Origin of the sequence: Streptomyces sp. NPDC101225 (assembly GCF_044767585.1) — a bacterium.
Classification (GTDB): Bacteria; Actinomycetota; Actinomycetes; order Streptomycetales; family Streptomycetaceae; genus Streptomyces.
Genome location: NZ_JBIWOE010000019.1, coordinates 127,578 through 142,485 on the forward strand (window position 1 = coordinate 127,578; position 14,908 = coordinate 142,485).

Below are 14,908 nucleotides of genomic sequence, written 5' to 3' on the forward strand. Positions count from 1 at the left end.
GGAGTACGGAAGGGTGTACGGAGGCTTGTTCAGAGGCTGCGGAGATCCTGCGGGCAGGTGGTTCGACGCACGTTTCGGCGGGCGGCCGTGGGGGAGGTCACTGACACGATGATCGGGTTGCGCGGCGGGGGCCACGCGTCCTAGAAAAGCACTCGGGTGGAGATATGCATCGCGGTGGCGGACTGGGCGAGGGGACTGATGACCTGGGTCCTCGACGTGCCCGGCGGGGAAGGCACCGACGCGAGGCGGAGGAGGCCGAGTCCCGACAGGCTCAGGGTGTACCGAGCGAGTCCGAGCGGACCGACCGGCGGATCGACCGGCGGGGCGAGACGCTCCGGGCGGGGAGCAGGAATGGTGGTCGGGTGGGGGTGACCTACAAGTACTTCGGCGCGCCGGACGGTGCGACGGCGGCCCGCGTCCCGATCTCGATGCGCCCCGAGGAACTCGGCGGCGACGAGCTCGGGATGAACGGCATGTTCACCAAGATCAAGCCGGAGACGATGGCGGCGATGGTGCTCACCGGCATCGAAGGCGTCCCCCTGCACAAGGTCCCGCCGCTCGAACTGGTCGTCCTGCACCCCGACTACGCGGTCGTCAAGCTCCCCATGACGGTCGTCGACCCCCTGCGCGGCATAGGCGAGGAGGCGGTGGGCGCGGCGGCGTTCATCTGGTCGACCGTCCCGGACCGGGGCGGCCCGCGCGACGCGTTCAACGTCTACCAACTGCTGCACGAGTGGCAGGACTTCTCGCACCGGCTGCATGAGGCGGGGCATCAGCCGTATTGCCTGGTGTGGCCGTGAGCTGAGGTTTCGGTGCCGTCGCCGGGTTTTCGGATCCCACCCATTTCTTGTGCCGGGATGTGTGATCAGTAGGGCCGGGCCTCCAGGACGACTCGATGGGAGCGGATCACCCGTACCTCGCCCGGCGAGCTGGCACGCGACGGGTCAGGTAGTGATGAGGCGGCTGTCGAAGCCGGCGCCCAGTAGGCGCCCATAAGCGTCATGCACATGCCCCGGTACGTCCTGCTCGACTGCGAAGCCGAGCTTCGGGTACTCGATCACCCGTTGCAGGTCGCCGATGAGCATGTCAATGACGAGCTTGTCGTCGCCGATGGAGTTGATGTAGTCGTCCAGCTCCAGCGGCTCGGAGGCGCACACGACCTCCACCTCGGGCCACAGCTTGCGGCAGGTCGCGTACGAACGCCGCTCCATGTATGGCTTGGAGATCAGCAGTAGCGACTCGACCGCGATGCCCGCTTGGGTCAGCAGCTCGCGGGAGAAGGTGATGTTCTGGCCGGTGTTGCCAGCCTTCGGCTCGACCAGGATCGCCTCGTTCGGCACGCCCAGGCTCATGGCGTGCTCGCGGTAGTGAACGGCCTCACCGCGGGGGAAGCGGGCGCGGGTGGTGGGGCTGTTTCCGCCACTGAAGACCACGACCGGAAAGAAGCCGGCGCCGTGGAGGTCGCCGGCAGTGGTGGCCACGCCCAGGTCGTGGCTGCCCAGGCCGATCGCCGCGGAGCAGGGCCTTCGCTCGTGGCCCATCCGGTGATAGTCCCAGATCAGCGCGGCGTCGTAGAACTGCTCATCGGTGATCTGGCCCTGTTCGTGCTGCGGCACGTAAACTCCCTGGCTCATCCCTGCTGGTCTTTTCGGATGCCCTCGATGCTGAGCAAGTTGGGGGTTCAGCACGTGTTGGAGGGCGGCCCCGTTTTCTTCCCGGGCATGCTGCCCCATCGAGGTAGCGAGCAATAGCCTGCTCAAGCGGAGTCCGCGGCTTTCAGGCGATGGCCCAACTCGCCGTGCCCTCAGCGGCATGGGCCTGAGCCTCACTCCTGATAGCGAGCTACCGTGTAGGCACCTGGACCCAGGACAGGCAGTGCGCCGGTTTCGTTGACAATCTCAAAGACCTCGAAACCGGCGAGGAGCGCGTGCAGCTCCAGTTCGCGAGGGCCGAGAACACGCCGCCGGATGGCATCGTGGCACTCCTCGCCCGAGTCGAACACCCAGTGCCGACGCATGGTGTTGATCTGCGTCCGCAGATCCCACTCGTAGCCGATAGTCACCGTGGCAGGCCCGAAGCGCGTCTCAACGCGGGCCTGTTGAGGGCTCTGTGACTGGATCGGGGCCACCGGGGAGCAGAGGACGAGCAGGGTGTGGCGGTGTGCGTGTGCGGCGAAGGTCTGGAACGTTGCCTGGAGATCAGCGTTTTCGTGCACGTAGGCGAGGGAGTTGCCCAGACACACCAGGACGTCGGCGGTGCAGCCGAGTCGCACAGTGCGTATGTCCCCGACACGGAGGTCGAGTTCGGAGCGCGTGTGTCGCCCGTAGTCGACCAGACCAGGTTGTAGATCAATACCGATGCAGTCGAAGCGCCGGGCCAGCAGCTGCAGGTTCCTGCCGGTGCCGCAGCCGAAGTCCAGCAGGGTGCGGGCTTCCGGGCAGTACCGGTCGATCAGCGCCTGGCAGATGCTCGTGCTGTCGCTGTCTGCCTGCACGCTGTCATACAGAGCGGGGTCTCGGTAGAAGAGGTTGGACGCTTGGAGGCGTTCCGCCTCCATGGTGTCCAGGTTGCTCATGAAAGGCTCCGGAGTCCGACTTCCAGGGCGAGTGTGTCGCAGAGCAGGTCGGGCACGACGGGGGCTCGCTCCGCGTGGTCCCGGGCCTGGGCCAGGGCGACAGGATCAACGTAGCCGAGGTCGACCAACATCGACTCGCGGAGCATGTCGTCCAAGAGCGGAAGGCCGTAGCTTCGCAGGCCCGACTCCATGACCGCGAGGAAGTTCTCCGGTTCGGCCGGGGCCGCAACAGAATCGGACAATCCGGCACGCCGCAGGCGGTTGCGGAACATCGCCTTGCCCTGCTTCTGCTCGTGCGGCAGCTGCTCCATGAAGCGGACGACTCGCGGGTGGACGAGCGGGGCGACCGGCCAGATGCCGTGTCTCAGGTAGGCCGGGTTGTGCAGGCCGAAGGCCATGAGGGTGGGGACGGGGAGTACTGGTACGGGAGCGAGGTTCTCATCCACCTGGACCAGGGCCTCAACGGCCTTGTTCCCGAGCCACGGGATGGGGTTGGCTTTGGGTAGTTGGACGTTCGTACGCGAGTGGCAGGCATTGACCTCGTCCCCACCACCACCCGTGAAGATCACCTCACAACCGTGGGCAGCCACGCGTCCACGCAGGACGTCGAAAGCCTCCTGGTAGAAGGCTCCTGCCGGGTCGTGCGGCGCTCCGCGCCTTCGTACCCCACCAGGCATGAACGGTGGGTACTGCATGGCCGGGACAGTCGTGTCCCGCAGCTCCAGGTGATCCACCAGGATGCGGCGCCGCTCTTGCTGAACCCAGCCGATCCGGCCACCCATGAGCAAGCCGAACGTGTGGACGGAGCTGAAGCCGGCTGCGGCGGTCGAGAGAGCCACGTTGCCCGAGTCGGCCCCGCCAGACACCTCCACGCCGACGCAGCTCACCGTAGAACGCCACCCGGCCACGGCCTCGGTCAGCAGCGCATCGAACGCCTCCACCGGGTCAACACCCGCGCGCAGTCTTCGGGGCTCCAGCACGTGCTGGGCGGGCTCGGGGTAGAGGATCGCGAGTCCCGCGGTCGTGAAGACGGCCGTGGCGCGTTCCGTGAGCCGGTACATGCCGTCGAAGAGGGTGTCGGAGCTGTAGCGGTGTCGGCGGGTCAAGGTGCGCGCCACGGTCCGGGGATTGAGTCGGTCGGGTCGCAGGTGCGGCCGTAGGTCGGCCAAGTCCCATGAGCCGTATAGGTCTTCTCCGGCCGCTACGAGGTAGAGCGGTGAGGTGCCGAACACTCCCGCTGAAACCTGAACCTCGTCCGGGCGTAGGAGCAGCGACGTGAAGTCCACCTCTCCGCCCTTGTCCTCCCTCACCAGCGCGTGGACGCCGGATCCATCGCCCGGCACAAGCTCGGCTTCCAGGGCAGCCGCGTGAGCGGGTCTGATCCAGCTGTCGCCGCTCACCCAACGATCTGTGTCCCAGCGCCAGGCTGTGCTACGGGTGTCCGCCAGCCGCACACGAAACGAAAGCACCTGCTTCCCCCCTCAGTCAGGGCGGTGGAGCAGAGCGCTCGGCCCTGCTCCACCGCGTTCACGGGCTGGTCAGCTGCAGTGGTCGCCGTTGTTGTCGCCGCCGCCGGGCATCTTGTCGAGCAGCGCCGCGTCCATGCTGGGGACGCCGGTGATCAGGTCGCCGGTGAACAGTTCGTCGATGTTCATGGTCGTTCCTCTCCTACGGAGTGAGTGGACGAGCCCCGCAAGTTGCGAAGCCCAGGACCCGTCCCGGCCGCAGGCAGATCCAGCGACCGGGACGGGGGCTTATCGGAGGTACTGCTGCCATGGCGGCAGGACGCACACAGGGTTGCCCCGTGGTGGATCCCGCTCCGGCCGCCGGGGGGGTGCTGAGCCCACCCCGGTGCGGGTCTTCCTGAGGGCTCGCGCGGCCAGAGCGGGAGTCTGTGAGTGCCCGACGAGGGCTAGGAGCGGTCGAAGTACCAGAAGGCCCAGGCGACCGGTGAGGTGGAGGCGATGAGCAGGGCTGGCAACAGCCACTGCCACCAGCCGTAAGGACCACGGCGCCTGTTGCTTCCCTGTCTCACCATCCTCGCGACACCGCAAGCGTGATCGAGCCGCCGAGCGCTAGGACCGAGACGACGTACATGACCTGGGCCGTGATGTGTTTCTTCACTGTTCGCGGTGGCTCTTCTCGGGTTGCCGGACTATGGGCGGGAGGCCAGGTGGACTGATGAAGAGGCGTCGTGTCCGTTCCTGCTCAGGCAATGTCGCTCCCCGCCAACGCATGGGCAGATCGGTGGGGGCTTCGTCAGGCATCGGCTTCGTCCTGTTCTTGCGCCTCGCGGTAGACATCGGCGAAGCGCCTGGTCAGCAGGCCGACTTCACGCATGTACTGGTAGGCGCCGAAGTGGGTGGACTCCGCAGTGGGCCGGCGCGTGAGGTCGAGGACCCGGTAGCCCTCCCGGCACAGCGCCTGCACGGCCGGGTCCTCGTCGAAGCCGAGGTCCTCGGCCATCAGCACTCTGAGGTGACTGACCAGGCCCCGGGTCGTCGCGTCGATCACCGAGCGATCGGGCATCGCCAGCCCGACGGCGAGTGCCGTGGCCACGCTCTCGTCGACCGCCTCCAGGACGATCGGGAGCTGCCCCGCCTCGGACGACATGGCCCTCTGCGTTCTCATGCCCGCACCCCTTCTCCGGTGTCCACCGTTGTCGTGGCTGACAACGTCCAGAAAACCGGAGCGGGTTGGCGCGGACCACGGCATCCACGAGGCAGTCCTGGGACACTCATGGGACAGATCAGCGCCGCCAGGGTAGACACGCACGGGAACGTGGAAAGGGGCGGCATGGGGCTTGCGGAACGGCGCAGGGTGCTGGGCTACAGTCAGGAAGCGCTCGCGCACGCCCTCGGCGTCGACCGGCGCACGATCGGGCGCTGGGAGACCCGGACCACCACACCCCAGCCGCCATTACGGCCACGGCTGGCCGAACTCCTGCACCTCGACCTTGACGAACTCGACACCCTGGTGGGACAGCCACAAGCAGCCCGTCCGGAGTCGGCAGGGTCGCCGCCTCGCGACCACCACGGCTCAGGGGACCTCGACGACATGATCCGACGCGAGTTCCTGCGCGCCATAGCCGTCACCAGCGCCCTCGTGGCCCTCCCGGACGACGAGAACGGTGCCCTCACCGACGGAGCGCGACGCGGAACGTCCGAGGACTTCCTCCGCATGAACGGCCACCTGTGGCAGGCGTACCAACTTGCCCGCGCCAAGGGCTCCGTGTACCCGATCGTTCGCGACCAGCTCACTGCACTCCACGACACCCTCGCCGGCCGGCCGGCGACGGAAGCCCAGGCCCTGCAGCGCAGCCGGCGACCTCTTCCAGCTCGCCGGCGAACTGGCCTTCGACGGCAACCGCTACACCGACGCAGCGGCCTCCTACACGCTCGCAGCCTCCGTCAGCAAGGACGCCAAGTCCTACGACCTCTGGGCATGCGCTCTGATCCGACACGCTTACGTCGACCTCTACGAACGGCGTTACACCGAGGCCGCAACCGCGCTCTCGGCTGCTGAGAGGGTGGCGCGGCGAGGAGACAACTCCCTGTCCACCCGCCACTGGGTCGCCTCTGTTCAGGCCGAGGCGTATGCCGGACTCGGGAACCTGTCCGCCTGTGAGCGCGCCTTGGACGAGGCGGAGAAGGTCGCAGATCTCAATGGCCCGTTCCACAACGGCGGCTGGCTGCGCTTCGACGGCTCCCGCCTCGCCGAGGAACGCGGCGCCCGCTACCTCCAACTCGGCCGCCTCGACCTCGCCGAGAGGGCCCTCACCACTGCCTTGAGCCAGGACGTACTCGCCTCCGGGCAGTCCTTCCGGCGCCGCGGCGCCGTCCTGACCGACCTCGCGTCCATCGGCGCCAAGCGGCACGACCCGGACCAGGTCCTCACCTACGGCCGCGAGGCCCTGCAACTCGCCCGAGCGACGTCCTCCGGCTACGTCGCCCGTAAACTCCAGGGGCTACGAACCGACCTCGGCCCCCTCGCCCGCGACGCCCGCGTGGTCGAACTGGGCGCCGAGATCGACGCACTGTGCACGACGTGACGAGAGGGGAAGGCATGTCGCAGATCGAGGGCGCACGCGTGTTCCGCGAGGCTTGGATCACCGGCGTTCGAAAGCACTTCCCTGGCGAACCCAAGCCCGGCTACATCACCCCCTGGGAAGAGACCCCGGAGTGGGAGCGCCAGGCCGCCGGCGCGGTGTTCGACCAGGTGCGACACTTCCTCGACCGCAGCGACGGCCACGCATCCCGGCTCACGCGCGAGCAGAAGAGCCGCTTCGTCGCCACCTGCTGGACCGCCCAGATGTACAAGCACTTCGAGAACCCCAAGCCCGGATACGTCGCCGACTGGCCCGCCCTGCCCGACTGGCAGAAGGAGACCGACGCCGACATCTTCGAGGCCATCGAGGACGCCTCGAAGTAGCGTTTTACCTGCGGGCGAAGGAAGCGCCGTCAAACACTCCGCGTTTCCTCCGCCTGCGTGAAGCAAGCACCCGCGGTTCAAGTGCCTGTTGTTCGCCCAATCGGACGGCGACGAGCGACAGAGGCCGGCGTTGGGCGTTGCGTGGAGGCATTGGGATTGCAACCACGACCTCGCTCTGCGGGCGCACGCGGAGTAGGCGGAGCGGGAGGGGCTGCTGCCGTCGCCGCGAGATCGTTCAGCGTGGCATTTCACCACCGGCCAGCACATATCGAGCGTGTCGCGGTTCGGTACGTGTCCGGTCCGCTTCTCTGCCAGGGGATGGACGAGATTCCTGTAGTGCCGGACCAGCTCCGAGGCCGGTTTGGCATCGTGCTCGATCCATTTGTTTTCGTACGCGAAGTCGACGAAGTCATTCAACCCCATGTTCCGCAATGGCTTCGGCATGCGTGCACCTGCTGCTCGGCATGCGCGAGCACCCCCCGAAGGCTGCCCAGCATGATGACCGCCGACGTGTAGGCGCCGTGCTCGTAGCAGGTGCGTGCCTCGTCCAGCCGGAGTTGCACGGTGGCGGCGAGTTCCGGGTCGCTCACCACCTCCGTCACAGAAACCTTCAGCTCGACACACGGCAGCTGCCGTACTTCGTGCTCGAAACCGGCTTTTAATGACGCGAACAAGCCATATACGGCGAAAGTTGGCTGCAACCCGGCCAACCGTTAGGAGTGAACCCACGTGTGGCGATCACGTGCCGCCGAATAGACCAACTCGACCTTGTCCGGTCGCCAGCCAGCCTTGAGGTGCTTGAACGCCGCGATGTCGCGCTCCTGAACGACACCGGCGTCCCAGAGCGATGGCCGGTGATCGCCGCCGTAGACCCCGACCAGCTCCCGGAGCGGGCGTGTCGGAGATGCCGGCGGCCCACTTGTCGACCGTGTCCCAGGTGGGCGGCGCACCCCCGGCGCCTTGGTGGCGGGCTCGGTCACGCGTGGGCTCCAGGATGGTGGGCTTCTCGTTGGGCGGCCGGCTGATCGGCCGGCGCATCGGGCCCGATCGTGTTCAGAGCCCACAGGCAAATGGATCGACGTACCCACCGCCAGAGCGGGTTGTCCACAGGGGTGTGGAAGGGCGGCACGGGAATGCCGTGGGCATCGAAAGGACACCGTCGACGTCCCGGGCGTCGGCCCGCTCGCGCGGGCGATGGAGCGGTCGGAGGAGTTGACCGTCAGCGACGGGTGCGCTGCGGCCACACCGACGAGAGCGTCGTCGAGCACGTGGTCGGGCGAGTTGATGAACTTCTTCATGCTTCCGGCCTTTGCTTCTCACGGCAGCGAAGGCCGGCAGTGCTGTTCGACCAGTTGCCAGACCTCTTCGGGGGTTTCGCGGGTGAGGGCGGCGGCGGCCAGGGAGGCACAGGTGTCGCGACGGAGTCGGCGGATGCGGGCACGGGTCTCGTCGAGGGCGGCGGGGCCGACCGAGAGGCTGTCGCAGCCGAGGCCGATGAGGAGGGGGGCCACGAGGGGGTGAGCAGCGGCGTCGCCGCAGACGGAGACCTGACGATCGTGGCGGTGAGCGGCGGTGACGACACGGGCCATGGCATCGAGTACGGCGGGGTGTGCCGCCATCGCGGGTGTGGCGGCGGGGTCGCGCCGGTCCAGTCCCAGAATCTGGCAGGTGAGGTCGTTGCTGCCGATGGAGAGGAAGGAGGCTTCACGGGCGAGGTCGTCGGCCGCGGCCACCGCTTCGGGAAGTTCCACCATGATGCCCAGAGGCGGCACAGGTACGCAGGCTTCGGCGGCCGCGGTCTCGAGAAGGCGCCGGCAGGCGCGCAGTTCGTCGACGCTCGCGACCATGGGGATCATGATGCGCAGGTCGTTGTCGGCTCCGGCGCTCAGCAGGCTGCGGAACTGGTCGGCGAAGGCATCGGGCCGGGCGAGCATCAGGGGGAGGCCCCGCCCGAGCCGTCGGCCCTCGCGGCCCGCGGCGAGGAACGGCGGCAGTTTGTCGTCGGCGAAGTCGAGCGTGCGAGCCGTGACGACCTGCCCGGTGAGAGCACGCAACACGGGGACGAGGGTGGCCGCGTGCTGCTCACGGGTGGGCCACGCCGGATGGTTGAGGAAGGGCAGCTCGGTACGGAGCAGGCCGACACCCTCGGCACCCGTGGTCACCGCCGTGCGGGCCTCGGCCGCTGTGGCCACGTTGGCCCGCAGCACGATGCGGTGCTGGTCGAGTGTCTCGGCGGGCAGGTGACGCTCTTCGGCGAGGGCGAGCCTGCGAGCTCGGGCGGTCTCCATGGCTCGCAGCGTCCGGGTGCGTTCCTCGGCGTCGGGGTGGGCGACCGCGCCGGCCCGATCGGCGTCGAGCAGGATCTCCTGCCCGTCCGGCAGTTCGAGCAACTCGGGGTCGACGCCCAGGAGGAACGGGATGCCCAGCGAGCGGGCGACGATCGCGGCGTGCGCATTCGGGCCGCCGGTCACGGAGATCGCGGCGGTCACCGTCAGACCGGGTTCCAGCAGGTCGGCGGCGCCGATCTCGTGGGCGACCAGGACGAGCGGCTGGTCGGTGGCGGGGCCCGTCTGGCCGTGGAGGTGGGCCAGGACGCGGCGGCCGACCTGCCGGACGTCCGCCGCCCGTTCGGCGAGGGTGGGATCGTCCAGGGCGGCGATGGTTCCGGCGTAGGCGTCAATGGCCTGGCGGACGGCGACGGGTACCGGCCGGCCGTCGTTCGCCCTCCTGACGGCCTGGTCGCGCAGATCCTGGTCCTGGGCGATGTAGCTGTTGACCTCCATGATGTCGGCCTGATCGTCCTTGCCCCGTGCGCGCAGCGCGGTGGACAGGTCGAGCAGGCGGGCGGCTACGGCGTCGAAGGCATCGGTGATCCGCTGCGCGGGGTCGCCGGCGGCGCGGTGGGGCAGCGCCGTTGTGGTGAGTGGCCGGTCGGTGCGATGGACGACGCCGAGGGCGGTGCCGGGCGCGGCGGCGTGCCCGGTGTAGGTGCGGCGGCCGGTCATCGGGGCCCCAGCGTCTCGGCGAGGGCGCGGAAGACCAGGGCGGTGGAGGTGGCACCGGGGTCCTGATGGCCGATGCTGCGGGCGCCGAGGTAGGACGCGCGGCCCTTACGGGCCTGCATCGGGGTGGTGGCGCGCATGCCCTCTTCCGCGGCGTCGGCGGCGGCCACGGCCGCGGCGGCCAGGCCGGCCCCGGCGTCGGCCCGTTGCCGGAAGGCGGCCAGCGCAGGGGCGTAGGCGTCGATCATCGTCTTGTCCCCGGGTGCGGCCGCACCGAGTTTCTCGATGCTCGCGAGGCCGTCGGCCAGTGCGGCGGCGACCAGCTGTGTGTCGGCGACGGGGGCGTCCAGCGCTTTGCCGATGGCGCGGAAGGCGCCGCCGTAGAGCGGTCCGGAGGCGCCGCCGACGGTGGAGATGAGAGTGGTGCCCGTCTTGACCAGTACGGCGCCGACGGTGTCCGGCTCGTAGTCGGCCAGGGCCGTGACGGCGGCGGAGAAGCCGCGGTGCATGTTGGTGCCGTGGTCGGCGTCGCCGATGGCCGAGTCGAGCTGGATGAGGTGGTCCTTGTGCTGCTCCACGGCGGCTGCGATGGCCTGCACCCACGTGCGGGCGAGGTCGGTGTCCACGGAGTCTCCGTTCATGGTCGGTAGAAGGCTGGTCTGCGGTCGGGGGAGCCGGGGGCGGGGGAAGACGCGAAGGGTGCGGTCCGGGCGGGCGGACGACGGGAAAGCATCTGATCCGGCCCTCGTGTCGCGCGTGGCCCCGCCCCCGGCTCCGTCAGATGCCCCAGCGCAGGGCCGGGGTGTTCACGGGAGCGTCCCACAGGGACAGCATGTCGGCATCGGCCTTGCACACGGTGACGGAAACACCGGCCATGTCCAGGCTGGTCACGTAGTTGCCGACGAGGCTGCGGGCAACGACCACGCCCTTTTGCGCGAGTGCGGCGATGACGTCGTTGAAGACCACGTACAACTCGAGGAGAGGGGTGCCGCCCAGGCCGTTGACCATGACGACGGTTTCGTCACCGGGGTCGAGGGGCTGGTCGGCGAGGATGGCGTCCAGCGCGGTGGCCACGATCTCCTTGGCGGGGCGGAGCTTCTCGCGGCTCCGTCCGGGTTCGCCGTGGATGCCGACGCCGACCTCCATCTCGTCCTCGGGCAGATCGAATCCGGGCTTGCCGGAGGCGGGGGTGGTGCAGGCGGTCAGTGCCACGGCGAAGGACCGGGACGCGGCGTTGACCCGCTTGCCCATGTCCGCGACCTCGGTGAGGCTGGCGCCCTGCTCGGCGAGGGCTCCGGCGATCTTCTCGACGAAGACGGTGGCCCCGGTGCCCCGGCGTCCGGCGGTCCAGGTGGAATTCTGGACAGCGACGTCGTCGTCGACCAGGACGGTCTCCACGGTGATGCCTTCCTCGGCAGCCAGTTCGGCGGCCATCCGGAAGTTGAGGACGTCGCCGGTGTAGTTCTTCACGATGAACAGCACGCCCGCGCCGCCGTCGACGGCCTGGGCCGCGGCCAGCATCTGGCCCGGAACGGGAGAGGTGAAGACCTCGCCGGGGCAGGCGGCGTCGAGCATGCCGTGTCCCACGAAGCCGCCGTGCAGGGGTTCGTGCCCGGATCCGCCGCCGGAGACGAGAGCGACCTTGCCCGGCCTGGTCCCTGCGGCGCGGGCGATCACCTTGTTCTCCGCGTCGACCTTCAGACCGGGGTGGGCGGCGGCGATCCCGGACAGCGCCTCGGCCAGCACCGCTTCAGGGGCGTTGATCAACTTCTTCATGGCAAGGACTCCTCAAGCGGCGGCGACCGGCTCGGCCGTCGCATCGGTGGCGGTAGCGGTGGCGGTGCGACGGCGGGCGTTCAGGGCGACGTACAGGACGCCGGCGGCAACCGCGCCCACGATGTCGGCGATCAGGTAGACCGGGAGCTGGCTCCAGTGGACCGTGCCGTCGAACACCTGGCCGACCAGCATCGGACCGACGACGCGGGCGGGGTTGATCGCGGAGCTGGTGGCGGGGCCGACCACCATGATGACCGCGAACACGGCCAGGCCGATGGCGAGTCCGGCGAAGCCGCCGGCCGAACGACGGTCGATGGCGCCGAAGACGACGAAAGCGAGGATGGCGGTGCCGACGGCCTCGGCGAAGAAGGCTTGACCGGCACTGACCTGGGGGCCGTACGAGGCGATGCCCAGGCCGACGGTGACGGCCTGGTGACCGAGCACCCCGATGATCGCGAGGGCTCCCAGGAACGCGCCGAGGACCTGGGCGGCCATGTAGCCGGGGACGTCCCGCCAGGGCATCTTCCCCGTCGTGGCGAGCGCGAGGGTGATGGCCGGGTTGATCTGGCAGCCGGAGATGTGGCCGATCGCGTAGATCATCGCGATGACGACCGTGGCGAACGCCAGCGAGATCATGCCCAGGTCGGCGAAGGTGAACGGGGCCTTGCCGTTGACGATGAGCGTAGCGGGAACCGAACCGACGCCGATGAACACCAGCATCGCGGTGCCCAGCAGCTCGGCCAGGAGCTTCTGTGAGTAGGTGTTTTCTTCCATGGAAGGCGCCCGGCGCCGTGCGGCGGCTCGGGCGTCTCACCTCCTCCGCGTGGAGCGGGTTGTGAAGGGGGAGGTGGCCGCCAGGTGGTCAGGGTCGGGCAACCTGGCGGCCGCTCAGGGGGAAGCCGGGAAGCTTCAACCTTCCGGCTGCAGATTGTTCATCATGGATGAACGTTGTTCTGGAAATTAAGGCCGTGTTTCCGACCTGTCAAGGGCTTCGGCAGCGCTGGGGTTCCGCGGGCGCAAAGAAGGCCCCTCGGCAGCTGCGGAGGGGCCTGGATCAGAGGCGGGGCGGGACGGCGGACGACTGCCACCGCGTTCGGGTCAGGTCACGGTGCTGCGTGCGGCCGCCCCGCGAGGGGCGCCCAGATCGCGGGAAAGGTTGCGGGCGGTCTCCCGGACGGCGACGGCAAGTTCCTGACGTGCCGGTTCGGCGAGCAGCCGCTCCACGGGGCCGACGATGCCGAGAGCGCCGACCACCTCACCGGAACGGTCGAAGACGGGAGACGCGATCCCCGCGTCCCCGATGGCGGACTCCTGATCCTCCATCGCGTACCCCGTCCTGAGGACCTCCTTCAGCTGACCTGCCAGCTCCTCCGCATCGGTGATGCTGGCGCCGGTGAGCACGGCCGGCTCACCCGCGAGCAGCCGCTCACGCTCGCCGGCCGGCAGGAAGGCTGCGATGGCCTTCCCCAGGGCACACGTGCTCCACGGAATGCTGGCGCCCACCTCAAGGATCTGCACAGCCCCCTCGGGCCGGAACGCATGGTGCACCACCAGGACGTGGTCGCCGGTGAGCACGGCCACCCAGACCGCCTCGTTCGTCCGATTCGCGAGCTGGTCCGCCCAGGTCAGGGAGCGGGTCCGCAGCTCCTGGGTGTCCAGGTAGGCATTGCCCAGTTGCACCAGGTCCGGTCCGAGCTGGTACTTCGAGCTGTCCCGGTCCTGTACGACCAGCCCCTCGGCCTCCAGCGTGCGCAGCAGCGCATGCACGGTCGGCTTGGCCACGCCCAGACGGTCGGCCAACTCGGTCACGCCGAGCCGGGGCCCGGTGGACGCGAGCTCCCGCAGTATCTGCACCGCCCGCTGCACCGCCTGCACCATCGAAAGTTCTCCCTGATTCACTATTGCTGAACAGCGTTCCGAGATTTACCGTAACTGTTCATGAGCGCATCTGTCGGCATCGTACTCGTGTCCCACAGCGCCGAGCTCGCCGCGGGCCTTCGCCTGCTGGTGGAGCAGATCGGCTCCGACGCAGTTCCCCTCGGCACTGCCGGAGGCACCGACGACAGCCGGATCGGCACCAGCTACGACCTCGTCCTCGACGCCATCCGCAGCGTCGACCGCGGCGGAGGCGTCGTCGTCCTGCCCGACCTCGGCAGCTCCGTCCTGACCGCCCGCACCGTCCTGGACGACCATCCCCGCCCTGACGTGCTGATCGTCGACGCGCCCTTCGTCGAAGGAGCCGTCGCAGCCGTCGTCACCGCCGCATCCGGCGCCGACCTCAAGACCGTCGCCGACGCCGCCAAGGAGGCCCGCCATGTCCACAAGCTCTGAGTCCACCGCCACCACCGCAGCGACCGCGTCCAAGCACGAGACGGCCGTCGTCCTGCCCGCCGACCTCCACGCCCGGCCCGCGGGCCGACTCGCCCGCGCCGCAGCGACATTCACCAGTGCCATACAACTGGAGTACGGCAACCGGACGGTCAATCCGACCGGAGTCCTCGCCGTCATGGGCCTGGGGGCCACCGTCGGCAGCACCGTGACCGTCCGCGCCGAGGGCCACGACGCCGAAGAGGCCGTCGCGGCGTTGACGCAGATCCTCGCCACCGCCGAGTGATCCGTCCGTCACCGGTGGCACGGTTCCAGCCTCCGCTTCCGACATGAGAGGCAACGACCGGTCGAGTTGGCCGAGGACGAGCGTCCCCGCCACGAACACGTCTGACCGCAGAAGCAGAAATCGCGCAGCACTCGCACGCCGAGCTGGTCTGCGCGCTGCCGCACATCCCGGAGGCCGTCTCCGTCGTACGCCGACGGGCACGCACCGTCCTCGCCCGATGGCGCGTGCCCACCCCGACGACCGACGACGCTCTCCTGGTGATCTCGGAGCTGACCACCAACGCGATCGCCCACGCACGGCCGCCGGCGGCGCTGCGGTTGTCCCTGCCCGACGTCGGCGGCCGCCGCGCCCTGCGCATCGAGGTCATCGACTCGGGGCCGGTGCCCCGACGACACACGTCCCGTGACAGCCCCCGCCCTGCCGAACACAGGGAGAACGGTCGCGGGACCGGCATCGTCGCGGCCCTCTCCGCACGACACGGGGTATCCCGCCATCCCGAGACGACCACCC

16 protein-coding genes and 2 pseudogenes are annotated in these 14,908 nt (G+C 69.1%); 7 read left to right on the forward strand and 11 right to left on the reverse strand.

The annotated features are described in order from the left end of the window. Positions 1-164 precede the first annotated feature (164 nt). Positions 165-800, forward strand: coding sequence for a hypothetical protein (locus ACIRPX_RS25545; protein ID WP_404198863.1), 636 nt, complete (start codon positions 165-167; stop codon positions 798-800). Between the two features lie 144 nt (positions 801-944). On the opposite strand, the gene ACIRPX_RS25550 is transcribed toward ACIRPX_RS25545, so the two are convergent. From ACIRPX_RS25550 to ACIRPX_RS25570, 5 genes are all read right to left on the reverse strand, one after another. Then, the gene (locus tag ACIRPX_RS25550; protein WP_404198865.1) at positions 945-1,634 is read right to left on the reverse strand and encodes a YdcF family protein; all 690 of its coding nucleotides are present in this window, start codon (positions 1,632-1,634) and stop codon (positions 945-947) included. Between the two features lie 191 nt (positions 1,635-1,825). Further along, positions 1,826-2,575, reverse strand: a complete 750-nt coding sequence (locus tag ACIRPX_RS25555) for a class I SAM-dependent methyltransferase (RefSeq protein WP_404198868.1) — start codon at positions 2,573-2,575, stop codon at positions 1,826-1,828. Further along, complete coding sequence (locus tag ACIRPX_RS25560) at positions 2,572-3,975, reverse strand: asparagine synthase-related protein (protein WP_404198871.1); 1,404 nt, start codon at positions 3,973-3,975, stop codon at positions 2,572-2,574. Before ACIRPX_RS25560 ends, ACIRPX_RS25555 begins: the two co-directional genes overlap by 4 nt. 512 nt (positions 3,976-4,487) lie before the next feature. After that, positions 4,488-4,613: a hypothetical protein gene (locus tag ACIRPX_RS25565; RefSeq protein ID WP_404198873.1), complete on the reverse strand. Its 126-nt coding sequence runs from the start codon at positions 4,611-4,613 to the stop codon at positions 4,488-4,490. Between the two features lie 221 nt (positions 4,614-4,834). Further along, positions 4,835-5,206: a hypothetical protein gene (locus ACIRPX_RS25570; protein ID WP_404198875.1), complete on the reverse strand. Its 372-nt coding sequence runs from the start codon at positions 5,204-5,206 to the stop codon at positions 4,835-4,837. Positions 5,207-5,371: 165 nt separating this feature from the next. Between ACIRPX_RS25570 and ACIRPX_RS25575 the strand changes: the two are divergent. The 3 genes and pseudogenes from ACIRPX_RS25575 to ACIRPX_RS25585 form a co-directional block, all read left to right on the forward strand. Continuing rightward, positions 5,372-5,491 (forward strand): annotated as a pseudogene (locus ACIRPX_RS25575) (helix-turn-helix transcriptional regulator); the annotation flags it as partial. A gap of 295 nt (positions 5,492-5,786) precedes the next feature. Beyond that, positions 5,787-6,626, forward strand: coding sequence for a transcriptional regulator (locus tag ACIRPX_RS25580; protein WP_404199020.1), 840 nt, complete (start codon positions 5,787-5,789; stop codon positions 6,624-6,626). 14 nt (positions 6,627-6,640) lie between these two features. Next, positions 6,641-7,006: a hypothetical protein gene (locus ACIRPX_RS25585; RefSeq protein WP_404198878.1), complete on the forward strand. Its 366-nt coding sequence runs from the start codon at positions 6,641-6,643 to the stop codon at positions 7,004-7,006. A gap of 413 nt (positions 7,007-7,419) precedes the next feature. Here ACIRPX_RS25585 and ACIRPX_RS25590 read toward each other — a convergent pair whose 3' ends face one another. From ACIRPX_RS25590 to ACIRPX_RS25615, 6 genes are all read right to left on the reverse strand, one after another. Further along, the gene (locus tag ACIRPX_RS25590) at positions 7,420-7,716 is read right to left on the reverse strand and encodes a hypothetical protein (RefSeq protein ID WP_404198881.1); all 297 of its coding nucleotides are present in this window, start codon (positions 7,714-7,716) and stop codon (positions 7,420-7,422) included. A 606-nt stretch (positions 7,717-8,322) separates the two neighbouring features. Then, entirely contained in the window at positions 8,323-10,011 is a 1,689-nt protein-coding gene (locus ACIRPX_RS25595) for a phosphoenolpyruvate--protein phosphotransferase (protein ID WP_404198884.1), read from the reverse strand. After that, entirely contained in the window at positions 10,008-10,649 is a 642-nt protein-coding gene (dhaL, locus tag ACIRPX_RS25600) for a dihydroxyacetone kinase subunit DhaL (RefSeq protein ID WP_404198886.1), read from the reverse strand. The genes ACIRPX_RS25595 and dhaL overlap by 4 nt, the downstream gene beginning before the upstream one ends. A 136-nt stretch (positions 10,650-10,785) precedes the next feature. Then, on the reverse strand, positions 10,786-11,784 hold the full coding sequence (gene dhaK, locus ACIRPX_RS25605) for a dihydroxyacetone kinase subunit DhaK (RefSeq protein ID WP_404198889.1): 999 nt from the start codon (positions 11,782-11,784) through the stop codon (positions 10,786-10,788). Between the two features lie 12 nt (positions 11,785-11,796). Then, complete coding sequence (locus ACIRPX_RS25610; protein WP_404198892.1) at positions 11,797-12,558, reverse strand: MIP/aquaporin family protein; 762 nt, start codon at positions 12,556-12,558, stop codon at positions 11,797-11,799. 324 nt (positions 12,559-12,882) lie between these two features. Then, a complete protein-coding gene (locus tag ACIRPX_RS25615; protein ID WP_404198895.1) occupies positions 12,883-13,662 on the reverse strand; it encodes an IclR family transcriptional regulator in 780 nt (259 codons plus the stop codon). A 60-nt stretch (positions 13,663-13,722) separates the two neighbouring features. On the opposite strand from ACIRPX_RS25615, the gene dhaM reads away from it, so the two are divergent. From dhaM to ACIRPX_RS25630, 3 genes and pseudogenes are all read left to right on the forward strand, one after another. Continuing rightward, complete coding sequence (gene dhaM, locus ACIRPX_RS25620; RefSeq protein WP_404198898.1) at positions 13,723-14,115, forward strand: dihydroxyacetone kinase phosphoryl donor subunit DhaM; 393 nt, start codon at positions 13,723-13,725, stop codon at positions 14,113-14,115. Beyond that, positions 14,099-14,398 (forward strand): HPr family phosphocarrier protein, encoded by a 300-nt coding sequence (locus tag ACIRPX_RS25625; RefSeq protein ID WP_404198900.1) that lies wholly within the window; start codon positions 14,099-14,101, stop codon positions 14,396-14,398. Before dhaM ends, ACIRPX_RS25625 begins: the two co-directional genes overlap by 17 nt. Before the next feature lie 164 nt (positions 14,399-14,562). Then, positions 14,563-14,895: pseudogene (locus tag ACIRPX_RS25630) on the forward strand (ATP-binding protein); the annotation flags it as partial. Between the last annotated feature and the right edge of the window lie 13 nt (positions 14,896-14,908).

What these genes read in the sequence shown, in the direction of transcription:
- ACIRPX_RS25545 (WP_404198863.1), top strand. Translation starts at nt 165, where the DNA reads ATGCATCGCGGTGGCGGACTGGGCGAGGGGACTGATGACCTGGGTCCT.
- ACIRPX_RS25550 (WP_404198865.1), bottom strand. Translation starts at nt 1,634, where the DNA reads ATGAGCCAGGGAGTTTACGTGCCGCAGCACGAACAGGGCCAGATCACC.
- ACIRPX_RS25555 (WP_404198868.1), bottom strand. Translation starts at nt 2,575, where the DNA reads ATGAGCAACCTGGACACCATGGAGGCGGAACGCCTCCAAGCGTCCAAC.
- ACIRPX_RS25565 (WP_404198873.1), bottom strand. Translation starts at nt 4,613, where the DNA reads ATGGTGAGACAGGGAAGCAACAGGCGCCGTGGTCCTTACGGCTGGTGG.
- ACIRPX_RS25570 (WP_404198875.1), bottom strand. Translation starts at nt 5,206, where the DNA reads ATGAGAACGCAGAGGGCCATGTCGTCCGAGGCGGGGCAGCTCCCGATC.
- ACIRPX_RS25585 (WP_404198878.1), top strand. Translation starts at nt 6,641, where the DNA reads ATGTCGCAGATCGAGGGCGCACGCGTGTTCCGCGAGGCTTGGATCACC.
- ACIRPX_RS25595 (WP_404198884.1), bottom strand. Translation starts at nt 10,011, where the DNA reads ATGACCGGCCGCCGCACCTACACCGGGCACGCCGCCGCGCCCGGCACC.
- dhaL (WP_404198886.1), bottom strand. Translation starts at nt 10,649, where the DNA reads ATGAACGGAGACTCCGTGGACACCGACCTCGCCCGCACGTGGGTGCAG.
- dhaK (WP_404198889.1), bottom strand. Translation starts at nt 11,784, where the DNA reads ATGAAGAAGTTGATCAACGCCCCTGAAGCGGTGCTGGCCGAGGCGCTG.
- ACIRPX_RS25610 (WP_404198892.1), bottom strand. Translation starts at nt 12,558, where the DNA reads ATGGAAGAAAACACCTACTCACAGAAGCTCCTGGCCGAGCTGCTGGGC.
- ACIRPX_RS25615 (WP_404198895.1), bottom strand. Translation starts at nt 13,662, where the DNA reads ATGGTGCAGGCGGTGCAGCGGGCGGTGCAGATACTGCGGGAGCTCGCG.
- dhaM (WP_404198898.1), top strand. Translation starts at nt 13,723, where the DNA reads ATGAGCGCATCTGTCGGCATCGTACTCGTGTCCCACAGCGCCGAGCTC.
- ACIRPX_RS25625 (WP_404198900.1), top strand. Translation starts at nt 14,099, where the DNA reads ATGTCCACAAGCTCTGAGTCCACCGCCACCACCGCAGCGACCGCGTCC.